Source organism: Tepidimonas ignava, from assembly GCF_004342625.1.
Classification (GTDB): domain Bacteria; phylum Pseudomonadota; class Gammaproteobacteria; order Burkholderiales; family Burkholderiaceae_C; genus Tepidimonas; species Tepidimonas ignava.
Genome location: NZ_SMAH01000015.1, coordinates 54694 through 71881, shown reverse-complemented (window position 1 = coordinate 71881; position 17188 = coordinate 54694). Strand labels below are relative to the sequence as shown.

Genomic DNA, 17188 nt, shown 5'->3' with positions numbered 1-17188 from the left:
GACGGCTGTCTCCCTAACACCGGCGGCTCGATCGGGCGTAAAGCCGCGCCCAGCCTGCGTTTCCAGGCATTGACTGGATGTTTGTACAGTACTAAATTTCATGCAAATTGGCGCAACGTTCGTACCACGCACTTTACCTGTGCGCGCGGGCGTTGGCAACCCCCCCCCCCGAAAGGGGGCCCCAAGGGAGAGAACAAGATGCATGAAACCCATCCGGCGGCGGGCAGGCCGCCACGGCGCGGTGAGGCACTGCCGCCGTTGAAATCGACGCGGCTGCTCGATCAACTGCGGGAGCGCATCCGCGCCCTGCATTACAGCCTGCGCACCGAAGAGGCCTATGTGTACTGGTGCCGCGCCTTCATCCGGTTTCACCGGCTGCGTCACCCGGCCGAGATGGGTGGGCCGGAGGTTGAAGCCTTTCTCACCTGGCTGGCGAGCGAGCGGGGGGTGTCGGTCAGCACCCACCGGCAGGCGTTGTCGGCGCTGCTGTTCTTGTACGGGAAGGTGCTGGGCGTGCAACTGCCCTGGATGGACACCATCGCCCGGCCGCAGCCGCGGCGGCGGCTGCCGGTGGTGTTTTCGGCGCAGGAGGTGGCCGCCGTGCTGGCGTTGATGGAGGGCGAGCACCGTTTGCTGGCCCAGGTGCTCTATGGCACCGGCATGCGGTTGACCGAGGGCTTGCGCCTGCGGGTGAAAGACCTCGACTTTGCCCACCGGGCCATCGTGGTGCGCGACGGCAAGGGCGGCAAGGACCGCGTGCTGATGCTGCCGCGCACGCTGGAGCAACCGTTGCGCGAGCAATTGGCCCGGGCCCATGCCCTGTGGGTGGCCGACCGGCAGGCCGGCCGCGGCGGGGTGGAAATGCCTGATGCGCTCGCCCGGAAGTACCCCCGGGCCGGCGCCTCGTGGCCCTGGTTCTGGGTGTTTCCGCAGGCACAGCACGCGGTGGACCCGCGCAGCGGCGTGGTGCGGCGCCACCACCTGTACGACCAGACGTTCCAGCGCGCCTTCAAACGCGCATTGCAGGCAGCAGGTATCCACAAGGCGGCCACACCCCACACCCTGCGCCACAGTTTCGCCACACACCTGCTGCAGGCCGGCTACGACATCCGCACCGTGCAGGAACTGCTGGGCCATTCGGACGTGAGCACCACCATGATCTACACCCATGTGCTGAAGGTGGGCGGGGGCGGTGTGCACAGCCCCCTCGACCGCCTGGACACCCTGCTGACACACTGAGCCCCGCGCCTGGGCGACACGGTCCCGGCCGCTGTTCCCGCCCCGTTCCCATGCCCCGCTACATCGCCCACCTCGACATGGACGCCTTCTACGCGTCGGTGGAGCTGCTGCGCTACCCGGACCTGCGCGGTCAGCCGGTGGTGATCGGCGGCGGCCACCGGCATCAGCCCGAGCTGCTGGCCGACGGCACCCGCCGTTACGCTCGGCTGGTCGAGTACGCGGGACGGGGTGTCATCACGACCGCCACGTACGAGGCACGGGCGCTGGGTGTGCATTCGGGCATGGGCCTCATGAAGGCCGCGGCGCTCGCGCCCGAGGTGGTGCTGCTGCCGACCGACTTCGACGAGTACCGTCGCTACTCGCGACTGTTCAAGGCGGCGGTGGCCGAGATCGCGCCGCAGATCGAGGACCGCGGCATCGACGAGGCCTACATCGACCTCACCGACGTGCCCGGGGCTCAGGACGCCGTGGGTGGCGACCCGCTGGGCGGCGTGCGCCTGCGCGTGGTCATCCGGCTTGCGCAGGGGAAAGAGGCTATCCCAAAACGCCAACCAAAACGCGGTACGCCATGGCCCGGCAAAGCCGACGGCCACCGCCGCCCGCGCCCACCACGGCGGCTCGCCGTCGCGCACCACGGGCCCCAGCAGCACCACACCCGTGACCGACGCCGGCCCCTCGTGCGCGGCCCACAGTGCCGAGCCGGCGGCGAACGAGTTGCCCAGGATCACCGCCGGGCCGGCCTGCAGATGCGCGATCAGGGCCAGCGCATCGTGCCCGATGGCGTAAGCCGAATAGTCGTCCCACGCGACCGACGACTCACCGTGACCACGGATGTCCATCGTCACCACCCGGTAGCCGGCACGCCACAGCAACGGCCGCAGGGTGCGGTATTCGTGGCGCAAATCGCCCATGCCGGGGATGGCCAGCACCAGCGGCCCGGATCCGCCGGTATCGTCATAGGCGATCCGGCCGTGGGGCAGCGTCAGGTAACGGGTGACGGCTGGCGGAATGGGGCTCGTCACCGCCCCTGCCTCCAGGGGCAGGGTCAGGGGTAGGGTCAGGGCGGCAGCGGCCCCGATGCGAGTCAACAGACGGCCTGTGGCGGACATGCAAACGGCTCCAACGACAAGGGGTCAAACGAGACCCCCACTGTGCCGGATGCGGCGCGCCTGGGCGATGACCGACGGCGCCAGACGATGGACGTCAGGCGCCAGCGTCGCGCAGCCAGCGCTCGATGGCGCGCGGGTAGATCAGGTGCTCCTGCGTCAGCACGCGCGCGGCCAGCGTCTCGGGCGTGTCACCGGGCAGGATCGGCACCACCGCCTGCTCCAGGATCGGGCCGTGGTCCAGCTCCGCCGTCACCAGGTGCACGGTGGCGCCGGCGAAGCGGCAGCCCGCCTCGATGGCGCGCCGGTGCGTGTGCAGCCCCGGAAAGGCCGGCAGCAGCGACGGGTGGATGTTGACGATGCGCCCCTCATGGTGCTGCACAAAACCGGGCGTGAGGATGCGCATGAAGCCGGCCAGAATCACCAGACCGCGGCCGTGGGGGTCAAAGCGTGCGATGGCCTGCGCCAGCGCCTCGTCAAAGGCCTCGCGGCTGGGGTAGGCCTGGTGGTCCACCACGGCCGTGGGCACGCCCTGCTCGGCCGCCCACGCCAGGCCCTTGGCGTCGGGGCGGTTGCTGATGACCGCGGCCACCTCGGCCCGGTAGCGCTCGCGCCAGCGGCGCTGCTGGGCGGCGCGCACGATGGCCTGCATGTTGGAGCCGGTGCCCGAAATCAGGATCACCAGCGGTCGTGGGGAAGTAGCGCCTGCGGACGTCATGGCCCGGCAGTGTAACCAACGGCCGCGCCTGTCACCCCGCCGACAGCCAGCGTGCGAGCGTTCGTGCATAAACGCGGCTGCATCGCAACACCAAGGAGTCCGGTATGGATTTGGCCTTTACGCCCGAGGAGCTGGCCTTCCGCGAGGAGGTGCGCGGCTGGATACGCGAGCACCTGGACCCGGCGCTGGCGGCCAAGGTGCTCGGCGGGCTGCGCCTGAGCAAGGACGACATTCAGGGTTGGGCGCGCACGCTGGGCCGCCAGGGGTGGCTGGCGTACCGCTGGCCACGCGCGTTTGGTGGCCCGGGCTGGAGCGTGGTGCAGCAGCACCTGTTCGACGAGGCGCTGGCCGAGGCGGGCGCCCCGCCGATCTTGCCGTTCGGCCCTGTGATGGTGGCGCCGGTCATCATGGCCTTTGGCACGCCCGAGCAGCAGCGCCGCTTTTTGCCCGGCATCGCCAGCGGCGAGGTGTGGTGGTGCCAGGGCTACAGCGAGCCCGGGTCGGGCTCGGACCTGGCCAGCCTGCGCACCCGCGCCGAGCGCGATGGCGATCACTACATCGTCAACGGTCAAAAAACCTGGACCACGCTGGCGCAACACGCGGACTGGATCTTTTGCCTGGTGCGCACCAGCACCGAGGGCAAACCGCAGACGGGCATCAGCTTTTTGCTGATCGACATGACGTCGCCCGGCATCACCGTGCGGCCGATCCGGCTGCTGGACGGTGAGTACGAGGTCAACGAAGTCTGGTTCGACAACGTGCGCGTGCCGGTGGACAACCTGATCGGCGAGGAAAACAAAGGCTGGACCTACGCCAAATACCTGCTCAGCCACGAACGCGCCAACATCGCCGACGTCAACCGCGCCAAGCGCGAGCTCAAGCGCCTCAAGCGGCTGGCGCAACAGTGCGGGGTGTGGGACGACCTGCGCCTGCGCGACGCCATCGCGCTGTTGGAAGTGGACATCGTCGCGCTGGAGATGCTGGTGCTGCGCGTGCTGGCCGCCGAACGCAGCGGCAAGCCGGCGCTGGACATCGCCGCGCTGCTCAAGATCCGTGGCAGTGAAATCCAGCAGCGCCTGAGCGAGCTGATGATGCTGGTGGGCGGCCCGTTGACGCTGCCGTACCTGGAGCCGGCGCTGGAAGGCCGCTGGGAAGGCCCCTACCCCGGTGGCGACAGCGCCCTGGCGCCGTTGGCCCCGCGCTACTTCAACCTGCGCAAGACCACCATCTACGGCGGCAGCAACGAGGTGCAGCGCAACATCGTGGCCCAGACGCTGCTGGGCTGACCCCGACCAACCCGCGGAGGTGACCATGGATTTCGATTTCAGCGACGAGCAGCTGCAGTTGCGCGATGCCGTGCAGCGCTGGGCCGAGCGCGGCTACCCGTTCGAGCGGCGCCGCGCCATCGCCACCGCCGGTGGCTTCGACGCCGGTGTCTGGCGCGAACTGACCGACCTGGGCCTGCCCGGCCTGACCGTGCCCGAGGCCCATGGCGGCATGGGGCTGGGCCCGGTCGAGGCGATGGTGGTGCACGAAGCGCTGGGCGCCGCACTGCTGCTGGAACCGCTGGCGCATGCGCACCTGGCCAGCACCGTGCTGCAGCGCCACGCCAGCGCCGCGGCGCAAGCGGCGTGGCTGCCACGGCTGGCGGCGGGCGAGCTGGTGGTGCTGGCGCACGTGGAAGCGCAGGCGCGCCACCGCTGGGACCGCTGCCACACCGAAGCGCGCCACGATGGCCAAGGCGGTGTGCGCCTGTACGGCGTCAAACACGTGGTGCCAGCCGGCGACCACGCGGCGGCGTGGCTGGTGCCCGCCGTGCACGAGGGGACGCTGGCGCTGTGGTGGGTGGAGCGCGGCGCCCCCGGGGTGCGCGCGCAAGGCTACCCGCTGCAAGACGGCAGCCGCGGCGCCGACCTGATGCTGGACGGCGCCCCCGCCACGCTCGTCACGCGCGCGGGCGAAGCCGCGCTGGCGTGGCTCGTGGACGCGGGCATCGCGCTGCTGAGCGCGGAGGCGGTCGGCGTGATGGACCGCACCCTGGCGCTGACCGTGGACTACCTGCAAACGCGCAAGCAGTTTGGCGTCCCGATCGGCAGCTTTCAGGCGCTGCGCCACCGGGTGGCGGACATGAAGATGCAGCTGGAGCTGGCCCGCAGCATGGCCTACTACGCCACGCTCAAGCTTGGCGAACCCGAGCCGCAACGCCGCCAGGCGCTGGCGCGTGCCAAGGTGCAACTGGGCCAATCGATGCGCTACGTCGGCCAGCAGGCGGTGCAACTGCACGGCGGCATCGGCGTCACCGACGAGTATGTCGTCAGCCACTGCTTCAAGCGCCTGACGCAGCTGGAGCTCACCTTCGGCGACACGCTGCACCACCTGGCCGAGGTGTCGGCGCGCATGACCGACGACGCCGGCGTGACGGCGTGATCCGTGCACCGAACCATGCCTGTGGCGTGTCGCCCGGCCGACACGCTGCGGCGTGGTTCACGGGCAAACCCTGAACCGGCGCCGCGCTGCGGGGGCGGATGATCCTGCCATGAGCGGCCAACCCTACGACACGGATTTTGTCGTCATCGGCTCCGGTTTCGGGGGCAGCGTCAGCGCGTTGCGGCTGGCCGAAAAAGGCTACCGCGTCGTGGTGCTGGAGCAGGGTCGCCACTGGCCCCCGCACGAGCTGCCCCACGACAACTGGCAGTGGCGCCGTTGGCTGTGGCGCCCGGAGCTCGGCTGGCGTGGCTTTTTCGCGCTGCGGCTGCTGCGCCACGTCGTGGTGCTGCACGGCAACGCCGTCGGTGGCGGCTCGATCACCTACGCCAACACGCTGCTGGTGCCACCCGACGACGTCTGGCGGCACGGCAGTTGGGCCGGCCTGGACGACTGGGCGCGCGTGATGCCGGCGCATTACGCGCGCGCCAGCCAAATGCTGGGGGTCACCACCAACCGGCGCCTGGCGGCGGCCGACGAGCGGCTGGGCACGATGGCGCGGCTGGCGGGTGTCGGCGACGCTTGGCAACCGACACGCGTGGCGGTCTTTTTCGGTGATGACGACGACCTGAGCGGCGGCCGCGACTACCCCGATCCGTACTTCGGCGGTGCGGGGCCGCCGCGTCGCTCCTGCACCGGCTGCGGCGGCTGCATGGTGGGCTGCCGCGAGGGCGCCAAGAACACGCTCGACCGCAACTACCTGCACCTTGCGCAACGCCGCGGCGCCACGCTGCACGCCGAGACCGAGGTGGTGCGCATCCTGCCGCTGCCACACCCCGACGGTGGGGCGGCCCCCGACGGGCGCCACGGCTACGCGGTGCACGCGCTCGAACACCGCGATGGGCGGCGGCGGGCGCGTGTCTGGCGAACCCGGGCCGTGGTGTGCGCCGCGGGGTCGCTGGGCACCCAGGCCTTGCTGATGGCCGCGCGCCAACGCGGTGACCTGCCGCACCACATCCCCGAGGCCACCGCGTTTGCCCGCGCCGCCGCCGCGGCCACCGGGGGCGTGCCGATGGCCTCGCTGCCGCAGGTGCTGTTCCACATCCCGATGACGGCGCATTGCCTGGGCGGCGCGGTCATGGCCGCCGACGCCACGCAGGGGGCGTGCGATGCGTGGCAGCGCGCTTTTGGGCAGCGCAACCTGTGGCTGGTCGACGGCTCGGTCATCGGCGCCAACCTGGGCGTCAACCCCAGCTTGACCATCGCGGCGTTGGCCGAGCGGGCCATGGCCGCGGTACCCCCACCGGCGCTGGCCACATGGGATGGCGTAGGCACGCCGATTGCGGCACACTGACGCTTGGCCGACGCACCCACCGGAGACTGCGATGAACGCCTGGCGCCACGACTTTGCCGCCCTGCCCCCCGACGACGTGGCCGCCGTGCTGCGCGGTCAGCTGCAGCGCATGCGCCAAGCCGCGCAGCGCGACGGCGCGCCCAACGCGGCCCAACGCCGCACCCACCTGCGGCGCTTGCTGCAAGCGGTGTTGGACCACGAAGCGGACTGGGTGCGCGCGGTGGACGCCGACTTCGGCCGCCGCAGCGCCACCGAGACGCGGCTGTTGGAACTGGGTCCGCTGGCGGACCAAATCCGCCACAACCTGCGCCACGTGGCGCACTGGATGCGCCCGCGGCGCGCGCCGGTCAACCCGCTGTTTTGGCCCGCTCGGGCGCGCATCGTGCCGCAACCGCTGGGGGTGGTGGGCATCATTGGCGCCTGGAACTACCCGGTGCAATTGACGCTGTCGCCGCTGGCCGACGCGCTGGCCGCCGGCAACCGCGTGCTGCTCAAGCCGTCCGAGCTGGCGCCGCACACCGCCGAGTTGTTGCAGCGGGTGCTGGCCGAAGTGTTCGCCTCGGACCACGTGTGCGTCGTCACGGGTGGCCCGACGGTGGCCGCGGCGCTGGCGGCGCTGCCGCTGGACCATCTGCTGTTCACCGGCTCCACCCGTGTGGGCAGGCTGGTGGCCCAGGCCGCCGCGCCCAACCTCACGCCCGTGACGTTGGAGCTTGGGGGCAAGTCACCGGCGATCGTCGGCCCCGGGGCCGACGTGGTGCGGGCCGCCGACCGCATCGCCGCCGCCAAGGGCTGGAACGCCGGCCAGACCTGCATCGCGCCGGACTACTGCCTGGTGCCGCGCGCGCAGCGCGACGCCTTCGTGGACGCGCTGCGGCAAAGCGTGCAGCGGCGCTGGCCCCACGGCGTGGACGATGCAGACTACACCGCCTTGTCGTCGGCCGCGGCGTGGCAGCGCCAGCTGCGCCTGGCGCACGAGGCTGCCGCGGCCGGCGCCACGCTGGTGCCGCTGATGGGGGACGGGCCACCCCTGCCCGAGGCCACCGCCCCCCGCCCCGCCGTGCTCGGCCCGGTGGCGGTGCTGGACCCGCCGGCCACCTGCGCGCTGATGCAGGAGGAAATCTTTGGCCCCCTGCTGCCGGTGCTGACCTACGACACGCTGTCGCACGCCCTGGATCACATCAACGCCGGCCCGCGCCCGTTGGCGCTGTACCTGTTCGAGCGCGAGCGCGCCACCATCGAGCACGTGCTGGCGCACACGGTCAGCGGGGGCGTCACTGTCAACGACTGCATGCTGCACCAGCCGCAGCACGCGCTGCCCTTTGGCGGCGTGGGCGCCAGTGGCATGGGGGCGTACCACGGGCGGCATGGGTTCGAGCGCTTTTCGCACCTGAAGGGGGTGTACGAGCAGTCGACGCTGGTGGGTGCGGTGTTCGACCGTTGGGTGCGCCCCCCCTACGGGGCGCCGCTGCAGCGGCTGTTGCGCTTCATGCTGCGGCGCTGACCCTTTGGCTGCCGCTGGGACGTTGGGCCACGCTGGTCAAGCGGGTGCCAAAGGCAATGCCGACGCGGGCGCGGGCGTTGACCGCCCAACCGTTGGCGTCCAGCAGCGGACCGATGTTGCGCTGGCGCAGCTTGAGCGCCGCCAACAGCATCGACGGGCCCGAAATCAGCAGCATCACACCCAACACGACCAGCGGCACCTGCCACCACGCCAACTGCATCAGGCCCGCCACCAACGCCGCCAACGCCGTGCCGATGGCCCCCAGCGCCAGGCCGATGGCGGCAAAAACGCCGGCGAACTTGGCGATATCAAACGCCTGCGCGGTTGCGGTGGGCTTGCCTTGCTCGACCGCAGCGGCGCCCTGGCTGACCTGCTGCGCTGCGCGCGCCTCCACGGCCTGATCGCGCGCCGCCGCGAACTTGCGGATCTGATCGCCGATCATGCGCGCGATGCGCTTGTAGGGACGCCAAAACGCCTCGCGCACGCTGATGGGGTTTTCCACCACGCGCTGCAACGTAAACAGCCAGTCGCGCCCTTGGCGGTCGACAAAGACACCATGACGCCCCGGGACCATGAAGTCCGACGTGTCGCCCGCCGTCAGCGCGGCGACCAGGGCCTGCGGCGTTTCGCCCGCGCGCTCGCACTGGCCGTACAGCAGGTACAGGCCACTGTAAGCGGCCAGTTGCGCGTGCGCCGCCGTGTCACGGACAGGCAAGCAAAGCCGGCATTCGCGCTGGTCGATGTACAGCGTGCCGATTTGGAACGCCGCCTGGGCATGGGTGTAAAAGTCCAAAAAATTGACCATGTTGCGCAGCAGCGTGGCGATGTCGCGGCGCAGGTACAGCAGCCGGCTCAGCGCCTCCATGCCCTCGGCCTCGGCGGCAAACCCGCGGTCGCGCGCCACCGCGGCGCGCAGCTGGTCGGCAACCCCGTCGCGCTGCCAGTCGTCCAACCAGGCCGCCTCCCAGGCGGCGGCCGGGGCGTCGGGCCGCTGCGCCAGCCAATCGCCCCACGGCTGCAACCCGGCACGCAGGGCGCGCCAGTCGGCTTCGCTCAGCACCGCACGCGCGCCCAGCCGGGGCGCCACCGCATCGCGCTGCAGGGTCGCCAGGGCCTCGGCCCACAACGGGTTGACGGCCGTGCCCTCCAACGGTAACGTGGCCTCGGGCGTGACGCGCGCCAGCGGCCAGTCGGCAGCCTCCCAGCCGGATTCGGGCACGGTTGCGACAGCCGGCTCCAACGCAGCGACCAAGCGGGGGTCGAACGCCGCCAGCCGGCAACGCACGAAATGGTCGTCCACCTTGGTCGCCACGGCTTGCACGGCGTCCCAGGCCCGTTGCCATGACCCCGGGTCGCCGCTCGGGCGGGCCGCCAGCCACGCCCGCAGCGCCTGCACGTCGGCGTCAGCCTGGTTGATGGCGGCCTCGGTCACGCCGGGCTGGCCGCTGCGGTCCGCCGCCCCGCCGTAGTCCTGCACCAGCCGCTGCACCCACAGCGCCAGCGTCGGCTGGTCCGCCACCAGGTCCGCCGGCACCACGCCGTCGCCGTTGGGGTACGGCGGCGGAAACAACCGGGCGCTGTCGGCCACGTCGGCCACGGCCACCGCGTCGGCGCCCGCGCGACCCACCCGTTGCAACACCAGCCGGGCCGCGGCGGCCAACACGCGCCCCTCGTCATCGTCGTCGCGCAGCGCCGCCAACGGCAGCCGGTCACCACCGTCCCACACGAGGCCCGGGTCGCGCAGGCGGGCGCACAGCCAGCTGACCGCCTGCAACACCTCAGGGCGCCGAATGCGGCCGTCGCCGTCGGCGTCGAGCCACGCCAGCGTGCGCGGGTCGATGGTCAACCCCTGGGTTGGGCACGCCAACGCCCCCCACAGCTTGGGGTCCAGCGCAGCCAGCGCCTGCAGATCCGCCGCGCTGTCCAGCACGGGTTGGTCAACGCCACCCACGCGCACGAAGCGCCAGCGGTGGGGGCGTGGGGTGGTCGGTGCGGCGTTGGTCATGGGCGCCCCCTGCTCGTGGTGGATGTTGGGCCATCGTAACGCCACGACGCACGGCGTGGGCCACGATCGTCGCCGCCCGCCCCCGCCCTGTGGCGGCCGCGCCACACGCCATCACGCGTGCAAGCGCGAATGCCGCGGCAGGTGCGCCATCAAAAACTCCATCTGGTCGGCCAGGATGCGCCGGTTGCGCAGAATGAAGTCTTCCCACAGGCTGGGCACGTACGGTGCGTACAGCAGCGGCATGTGCGCCTGCTCGGGCGTGCGGTTGCCTTTGCGGTGGTTGCAGGCGCGGCACGCCGTCACCACGTTCATCCAATGGTCGCGCCCGCCTTGCGCCAGCGGCACCACGTGCTCGCGCGTCAGCTCCGTTTCGTCGAAGCGGCCACCGCAGTACGCGCACAGCTGGCGGTCACGCGCAAACAGCTTGGCGTTGGTCAGGCTCGGCACGATATCGAAGGGGTTGACGGCGGCGTGCCCGCGCGTGCCGATGATCGAATGCACCTCGACGCGCGACTGCCGCCCGGTGCGGGCGTTGATGCCACCGCGAAAGACGGCGATGCGCCCCCCGGCGACCCAGCGCACGTCGCCTGCGGCGTAGTGCAGCACGGCTTCCTGCAGCGTCAGCCACGCTTGCGGCAAACCGTGCGCGGTGAGTTTGAGCACCCTCATGGCAGTGTGTCATAGTAGCGCCCTTTGATGACCCGTGTGTGACCTCGGCGCAACACCCGCATGAACATCGTATTCGGCCTGCACAACCTGCTGCGCCAGCCCCCGCGCGCCCGGGCGCTGACGATCGGCAACTTCGACGGTGTGCACCGCGGGCACCAGGCCATGTTGGCGCTGCTGCTCAACGAAGCGCGGCACCGCGGCCTGCCGGCGTGTGCGCTGACCTTCGAGCCCCACCCGCGCGACTTTTTTGCCGCGCGGGCGCGCAACCCGGCGCTGGCCCCGGCGCGCATCGCCACGCTGCGCGACAAGCTGGAGGAGCTGCGCCGCTGCGGCATCGACGAGTGCATCATCCTGCCCTTCCACGAGCGGCTGGCGGCCCTGTCGGCCGAGGCGTTCATCGACGAGGTGCTGGTGCGCGCGCTGGGCGTGCGTTACGTGCTGGTGGGTGACGACTTTCGCTTCGGCGCCGGCCGCCGGGGCGACTACGCGCTGCTCGATGCCGCAGGCGACGCGCGCGGCTTTGAGGTGGCGCGCATGCGCAGCTACGAAGTGCACGGCCAGCGCGTGTCCAGCTCGGCGGTGCGCGCGGCGCTGGCCGCCGGCGACATGGAGGCGGCGGCGGCGTTGCTCGGCCGACCCTACGCCATCAGCGGCCACGTGGTGCACGGGCGCAAGCTGGGGCGTGCGCTGGGCGAGTCCAGCGCGGGACGCGGCGACGGCTTTCGTACCCTGAACCTGCGCTTTTCGCACTGGAAGCCGGCGGCCAGCGGCATCTTCGTCGTGCAGGTGCACGGGCTGGACCCGACCCCCGGCGCCGCGCCGCTGCCGGGCGTGGCCAACCTGGGCGTGCGTCCGTCACTTGACGCACGCGACGTCAACGGCGGGCGCGTGCTGCTGGAAACGCATTGCCTGACGTGGCCGGCGCGCGTGCAGGCGGCGCTGGCCAGCGCGCCGGTGCCGGGCGAGGCCTACGGTAGAATCATCCGCGTCGAACTGCTGCACAAGCTGCACGACGAACTCCGCTACCCCAGCCTGGATGCCCTGGCGGCTGGCATTGCCCAGGACTGCGCCGACGCCCGTGCCTGGTGGGCCGCCCGTGGCTTGCATAGCGCCCACCATGAAGCCTGACCGCACCCCTGCCGCCGACGCGCGCGACGCGTCCCTGCCCGACTACAGCGCCACGCTGAACCTGCCCCAGACGCCGTTTCCGATGCGGGGCAACCTGCCGCAGCGCGAGCCGGGCTGGGTGCGCCAGTGGGAGGAGCAGGGCCTGTACCAGCGCCTGCGCGACGCGCGGCGTGGCGCGCCCAAATTCATCCTGCACGACGGCCCGCCCTACGCCAACGGACGCATCCACATCGGGCACGCGGTCAACAAGGTGCTCAAGGACATGATCGTCAAAGCGCGCCAGTTGGCTGGCTTTGACGCGCAGTACATCCCGGGGTGGGACTGCCACGGCCTGCCGATCGAAAACGCCATCGAAAAGCTGCACGGCCGCGGCCTGAGCCGCGACGACATGCAGGCCAAAGCGCGCGCCTTTGCCAGCGAGCAAATCGCGCTGCAGATGGCCGACTTCAAGCGCCTGGGCGTGCTGGGCGACTGGGAGCACCCCTACCGCACGATGGACTTCAAAAACGAGGCCGAGGAGCTGCGCGCCTTCAAACGCGTGATGCAGCGGGGCTTTGTGTACCGTGGCTTGAAGCCGGTGTATTGGTGCTTCGACTGCGGCTCGTCGCTGGCGGAGTTCGAGATCGAGTATGCCGACAAAGCCAGCCAGACGCTGGACGTGGCGTTTTTGTGCGCCGAGCCCGAGCGGCTGTTGCAGGCGTTTGCGGCGGCTTCGCCGCTGCCGCACGCCGACTTGGCCGCGCTGGCCCAGCGCCCGATCTACGCCGTCATCTGGACCACCACCGCGTGGACCATCCCGGCCAACCAAGCCCTCAACGTCAACCCCGCGCTGCCGTACGCGCTGGTGGACACGCCGCGCGGTCTGCTGCTGCTGGCCGAAGCGCTGGTCGAGCCCTGCCTGCAACGCTACGGCCTGACCGGGCAGGTGCTGGCCGTGGCGCCGGGCCAGGTGCTGGACCGTATCCGCTTCCGCCACCCGCTGGCGCACGTGCACCCGGGCTACGACCGTGCAAGCCCGGTGTACCTGGCCGACTACGCCACGGCCGACGACGGCACGGGCATCGTGCACAGCGCCCCCGCCTACGGCGTGGAGGACTTCAACTCGTGCACCGCGCACGGGCTGGCCGCGGCCGACATCCTCAACCCGGTGCAGGGCAACGGCGTGTACGCGGCCGACCTGCCGCTGTTTGGCGGGCAGTCGATCTGGCAGGCCACGCCCGCGATCATCGACACGTTGCGCGCCGCCGACCGGCTGCTGGCCACCCAAACCATCACGCACAGCTACCCGCACTGCTGGCGCCACAAAACGCCGGTGATCTACCGCGCCGCGGCGCAGTGGTTCATCCGCATGGACGCGCCCACCGAGGCCACGCGCGGCATCTTCGCCACCGACCCAGCGCCGCAAACCCTGCGCGAGCTGGCCCTGCACGCCATTGAGCACACGGGCTTTTACCCCGAGAGCGGCCGCGCGCGGCTGCGCGACATGATCGCGCACCGGCCCGACTGGTGCATCAGCCGCCAGCGCTCGTGGGGCGTGCCGCTGCCCTTCCTGCTGCACGTGGACAGCGGCGAGCCGCACCCGCGCACGCCCGAGATCATCGACCTGGCGGCCGACATCGTCGAAGCGGGCGGTATCGAGGCGTGGAGCAAGCTGACGGTGGCCGACATCCTGCAACGCCTGGGCGACCCCACCGACCCCGCGCAGTACACCAAGAGCACCGACATCCTGGAGGTGTGGTTTGACTCGGGCACCACGCACCACACGGTGCTCAGGGGCAGCCACGCCGGCGCCGGCCACGACGACGGCCCCGAGGCCGACCTGTACCTGGAAGGCCACGACCAGCACCGCGGCTGGTTCCACTCGTCGCTGCTGACGGCGTGCGCGATGCACGGCCGCGCGCCGTACCGCGCGCTGCTCACCCATGGCTTCACGGTCGACGGCCAGGGCCGCAAGATGAGCAAGTCGCTGGGCAACGTCGTGGCCCCGCAGGAGGTCAGCGACAAGCTGGGCGCCGAAATCATCCGGCTGTGGGTGGCGTCCACCGATTACGCGGGCGACCTTGGCATCGACGACAACATCCTGGCGCGCGTGGTCGACGCCTACCGGCGCATGCGCAACACGCTGCGCTTTTTGCTGGCCAACATCAGCGACTTCGACGCCGCGCGCGACGCCGTGCCGGCGGCGCAGCTGCTGGAGATCGACCGTTGGGCGCTGGCGCGCACGGCGCAGCTGCAAGCCGACATCCTGGCGCACTACCAACGCTACGAATTCCACCCGGTGGTGGCCAAGGTGCAGGTGTTTTGCTCCGAGGAGCTGGGGGCGTTTTACCTCGACGTGCTCAAGGATCGGCTCTACACCACCGCGCCCAACAGCCTGGCGCGGCGCAGCGCGCAAACGGCGCTGCACCAGATCACGCACGCGATGCTGCGCTGGATCGCGCCGTTTTTGTCGTTCACCGCCGAAGAGGCCTGGGCCTTGGTCGGGCACACCCCGTCGATCTTCACCGAAACCTACCTGGCCTTGCCCACGCCGGACGAGGCGCTGCTGGCCAAGTGGCAGCGCATCCTGGCGGTGCGCGACGCGGTCAACAAAGCCATCGAGGACGAACGCAGCGCCGGGCGCATCGGGCCGTCGCTGCAAGCCGAAGTGACGCTCACGCTGCCGCCCGAAGACCACGCGCTGCTGAGCACGCTGGGCGATGACGCGCGCTTTGTGTTCCTGGTGTCGGCGCTGACGCTGCAGCCAGGCGCGGCGTTGGCGGTTCAGGTGACGCCGTCGCCGCACGCCAAATGCGCGCGCTGCTGGCACTGGCGCGCCGACGTCGGCCACGACCCGGCGCACCCCCACCTGTGCGGCCGCTGCACCGCGAACCTGTACGGGGCGGGCGAGCCGCGCCACGCCGCCTGAGGGCCTCCAGATGGCCAAGGCGTCGTCGCGCGGCATGCTGGTGTGGCTGGGGCTGGCGGCGGCCATCGTGCTGCTGGACCAGGCCTCCAAGGGGCTGATCCTGGCGCTGTTTCGCCCCGGCGAGGTGCTGCCGGTGACCAGCTTTTTCAACCTGGTGCGGGTGCACAACCCCGGCGCAGCGTTTTCCTTCCTGGCCGGCGCGGGGGGCTGGCAGCGCTGGCTGTTCCTCGGCATCGGGCTCGTGGCGGTGGCCGTCATCCTGTGGCTGCTGCGCGCCCACCACCAACAAAAGCTGTTTGCCTTTTCGCTGGCGTGCCTGCTGGGCGGCGCGCTGGGCAACGTGATCGACCGCGCGCTGCACGGCTACGTGGTGGACATGTTGGACGTTCACCACCGTTGGCTGGCGCCTCTGTTCGCCGGCGGGCACTACCCCGCGTTCAACGTGGCGGACATGGCCATCACCGCAGGGGCCATCGGCCTGATCGTCGATGAGCTGCGGCGCGTGCGGCGCAGCCGCTGACACGCATCCGCCGCCATCCCGCGCGTGGTGGGCACGCCACAGTCCACCACGCGCAGGGTTGGGTGGCAAGGCGGGCATGTGCGTAGAATGCCAACCCATGGCGCGCAACGCACAGGCATGGGTTGGGGCACGGGGCTGGCTCGTGGGGCTGGGCGCGGCCGTGCTGGTGGCGTCGGCGGCGGCGCAGCCCGTGCAGTGCCACGTCGCCTGGGCTGGGGCGGCGCGCTCGTTCATCGTGCCCCCCAGCGCGCCGGACGACCCCGTGCTGCCCCAGCTGGAGGGGGCCAGCATCGCGCTGGAAATCGTCAACCGCCTGCCCCCCGCGCCCGGCGCGGGCGTGACCGTGCGCACGCTGGGGCGCTGGCAGGGCCAGACGTACCTGTTGCACGAGGCGCACTACCTGCCGGGCAGCCCCGCCGTGGCGCCCCACGGCTTCACGGGTTTGCAGGTGGTGCGCGAGCCCACGCGGGGGCACGCGCTCAGCTACTGGTGCGAGCGCACGGCGGCGATCAGCGCCGCCGCCGACCCGACCGCCGCCACGCGCTGACCCTCACCGGTCACGGCAGCAGGATCGTCGAGCCGATGGTCTGACGCGCCTCCAGCGCCCGATGCGCGGCCTGCACGTCAGCCAGCGCAAAGCGCTGCGCGACGTGAATGCGCACCTGCCCCGACGTCACGACGCTGAACAAATCGTCCGCCATGGCCTGGGTGCGCTCGCGCGAGCGGATGTGCGTGAACAGCGTCTGCCGCGTCACGTACAGCGAGCCTTTGGGCCCGAGGATGCCGGGGGCGAACGGCGGCACCGGGCCGCTGGCGTTGCCAAACGACACCATCAGCCCGAACGGCTGCAGGCAGTCCAGTGAGCCCTCCCACGTGTCCTTGCCCACCGAGTCGTACACCACCTTGACGCCCTGCCCGCCGGTGATGGCCTTGACGCGCTCGACGAAGTTGTGCGTGCGGTAGTTGATGCACACCTCAGCACCATGGGCCTGCGCCAGGCGGCACTTGTCGTCGCTGCCGGCGGTGCCAATCACCCGCAGCCCCAGCGCGCGCGCCCACTGGCAGGCGATCAGCCCCACGCCCCCGGCGGCGGCGTGCAGCAGCACCCAATCGCCCGGCTGCAGCCCCTCCACCGGCCGGCAGTGCTTGAGCAGGTACTGCGCCGTGAGACCCTTGAGCATCATCGCCGCGCCCTCCTCGAACCCAATCGAGTCGGGCAAGCGGCATACGTTCATCGCCGGCATCACGCGCACGTCGCAATAGCTACCCGGCGGCTGGGCGGCGTAGGCCACGCGATCGCCCACCTGCAGGTGCGTCACCCCCTCGCCCACCGCCTCCACCACACCGGCGCCCTCCATCCCCAGGCGGGCCGGCATCGGCAGCGGGTACAGCCCGGTGCGGTGGTACACGTCGATGAAATTGAGGCCAATGGCGCGGTGGCGGATGCGGACTTCGCCAGGGCCCGGCGCGCCGACCGGCACCTCGGCCACACGCATGGCCTCGGGGCCGCCGGGGGCGTCGATCAGCACGGCGCGGCTGGTGGTGTTCATGGTTCGATGCTCCTCGCGTCACGTGGTTGGTCGTGGCCGCCGATGGTGCCACATTCCGGCACG

Annotated in this window: 13 protein-coding genes and 2 pseudogenes; 10 read left to right on the top strand and 5 right to left on the bottom strand. The window is 71.1% G+C overall.

Annotated features, from left to right (window positions below):
* Positions 1–198 precede the first annotated feature (198 nt).
* Positions 199–1239, top strand: coding sequence for an integron integrase (locus tag EDC36_RS11285; RefSeq protein ID WP_132963361.1), 1041 nt, complete (start codon positions 199–201; stop codon positions 1237–1239).
* A 50-nt stretch (positions 1240–1289) separates the two neighbouring features.
* Positions 1290–1712: pseudogene (locus EDC36_RS13555) on the top strand (DNA polymerase Y family protein); the annotation flags it as partial.
* Positions 1713–1889: 177 nt separating this feature from the next.
* Here EDC36_RS13555 and EDC36_RS13550 read toward each other — a convergent pair.
* Both EDC36_RS13550 and purN read right to left on the bottom strand, forming a co-directional pair.
* Positions 1890–2150 (bottom strand): annotated as a pseudogene (locus tag EDC36_RS13550) (alpha/beta fold hydrolase); the annotation flags it as partial.
* A 292-nt stretch (positions 2151–2442) separates the two neighbouring features.
* Positions 2443–3063, bottom strand: coding sequence for a phosphoribosylglycinamide formyltransferase (purN, locus tag EDC36_RS11275; RefSeq protein ID WP_132963359.1), 621 nt, complete (start codon positions 3061–3063; stop codon positions 2443–2445).
* Between the two features lie 104 nt (positions 3064–3167).
* Here purN and EDC36_RS11270 point away from each other — a divergent pair, with 104 nt between their 5' ends.
* The 4 genes from EDC36_RS11270 (at position 3168) to EDC36_RS11255 (ending at position 8345) form a co-directional block, all read left to right on the top strand.
* Complete coding sequence (locus EDC36_RS11270; protein ID WP_132963358.1) at positions 3168–4349, top strand: acyl-CoA dehydrogenase family protein; 1182 nt, start codon at positions 3168–3170, stop codon at positions 4347–4349.
* 25 nt (positions 4350–4374) lie between these two features.
* Positions 4375–5490: an acyl-CoA dehydrogenase family protein gene (locus EDC36_RS11265; RefSeq protein WP_132963357.1), complete on the top strand. Its 1116-nt coding sequence runs from the start codon at positions 4375–4377 to the stop codon at positions 5488–5490.
* 109 nt (positions 5491–5599) lie between these two features.
* A complete protein-coding gene (locus EDC36_RS11260; protein ID WP_132963356.1) occupies positions 5600–6841 on the top strand; it encodes a GMC oxidoreductase in 1242 nt (413 codons plus the stop codon).
* 31 nt (positions 6842–6872) lie between these two features.
* Positions 6873–8345 (top strand): aldehyde dehydrogenase family protein, encoded by a 1473-nt coding sequence (locus tag EDC36_RS11255; RefSeq protein WP_132963355.1) that lies wholly within the window; start codon positions 6873–6875, stop codon positions 8343–8345.
* On the opposite strand, the gene EDC36_RS11250 is transcribed toward EDC36_RS11255, so the two are convergent.
* The gene (locus EDC36_RS11250; RefSeq protein ID WP_132963354.1) at positions 8329–10350 is read right to left on the bottom strand and encodes a hypothetical protein; all 2022 of its coding nucleotides are present in this window, start codon (positions 10348–10350) and stop codon (positions 8329–8331) included. The genes EDC36_RS11255 and EDC36_RS11250 overlap by 17 nt on opposite strands.
* Positions 10351–10461: 111 nt before the next feature.
* Positions 10462–11019: an HNH endonuclease gene (locus EDC36_RS11245; protein WP_132963353.1), complete on the bottom strand. Its 558-nt coding sequence runs from the start codon at positions 11017–11019 to the stop codon at positions 10462–10464.
* A gap of 60 nt (positions 11020–11079) precedes the next feature.
* On the opposite strand from EDC36_RS11245, the gene EDC36_RS11240 reads away from it, so the two are divergent.
* The 4 genes from EDC36_RS11240 to EDC36_RS11225 all read left to right on the top strand — a co-directional run bounded on the left by EDC36_RS11240 (position 11080) and on the right by EDC36_RS11225 (position 16122).
* Complete coding sequence (locus EDC36_RS11240) at positions 11080–12147, top strand: bifunctional riboflavin kinase/FAD synthetase (RefSeq protein ID WP_132963352.1); 1068 nt, start codon at positions 11080–11082, stop codon at positions 12145–12147.
* On the top strand, positions 12137–15055 hold the full coding sequence (ileS, locus tag EDC36_RS11235) for an isoleucine--tRNA ligase (protein ID WP_132963351.1): 2919 nt from the start codon (positions 12137–12139) through the stop codon (positions 15053–15055). Before EDC36_RS11240 ends, ileS begins: the two co-directional genes overlap by 11 nt.
* 10 nt (positions 15056–15065) lie before the next feature.
* Positions 15066–15575 (top strand): signal peptidase II, encoded by a 510-nt coding sequence (gene lspA / locus EDC36_RS11230; protein WP_132963350.1) that lies wholly within the window; start codon positions 15066–15068, stop codon positions 15573–15575.
* 97 nt (positions 15576–15672) lie between these two features.
* Positions 15673–16122: a hypothetical protein gene (locus EDC36_RS11225; protein WP_132963349.1), complete on the top strand. Its 450-nt coding sequence runs from the start codon at positions 15673–15675 to the stop codon at positions 16120–16122.
* 10 nt (positions 16123–16132) lie between these two features.
* Here EDC36_RS11225 and EDC36_RS11220 read toward each other — a convergent pair whose 3' ends face one another.
* Positions 16133–17125: a quinone oxidoreductase family protein gene (locus EDC36_RS11220; RefSeq protein WP_132963348.1), complete on the bottom strand. Its 993-nt coding sequence runs from the start codon at positions 17123–17125 to the stop codon at positions 16133–16135.
* Positions 17126–17188: the final 63 nt, after the last annotated feature.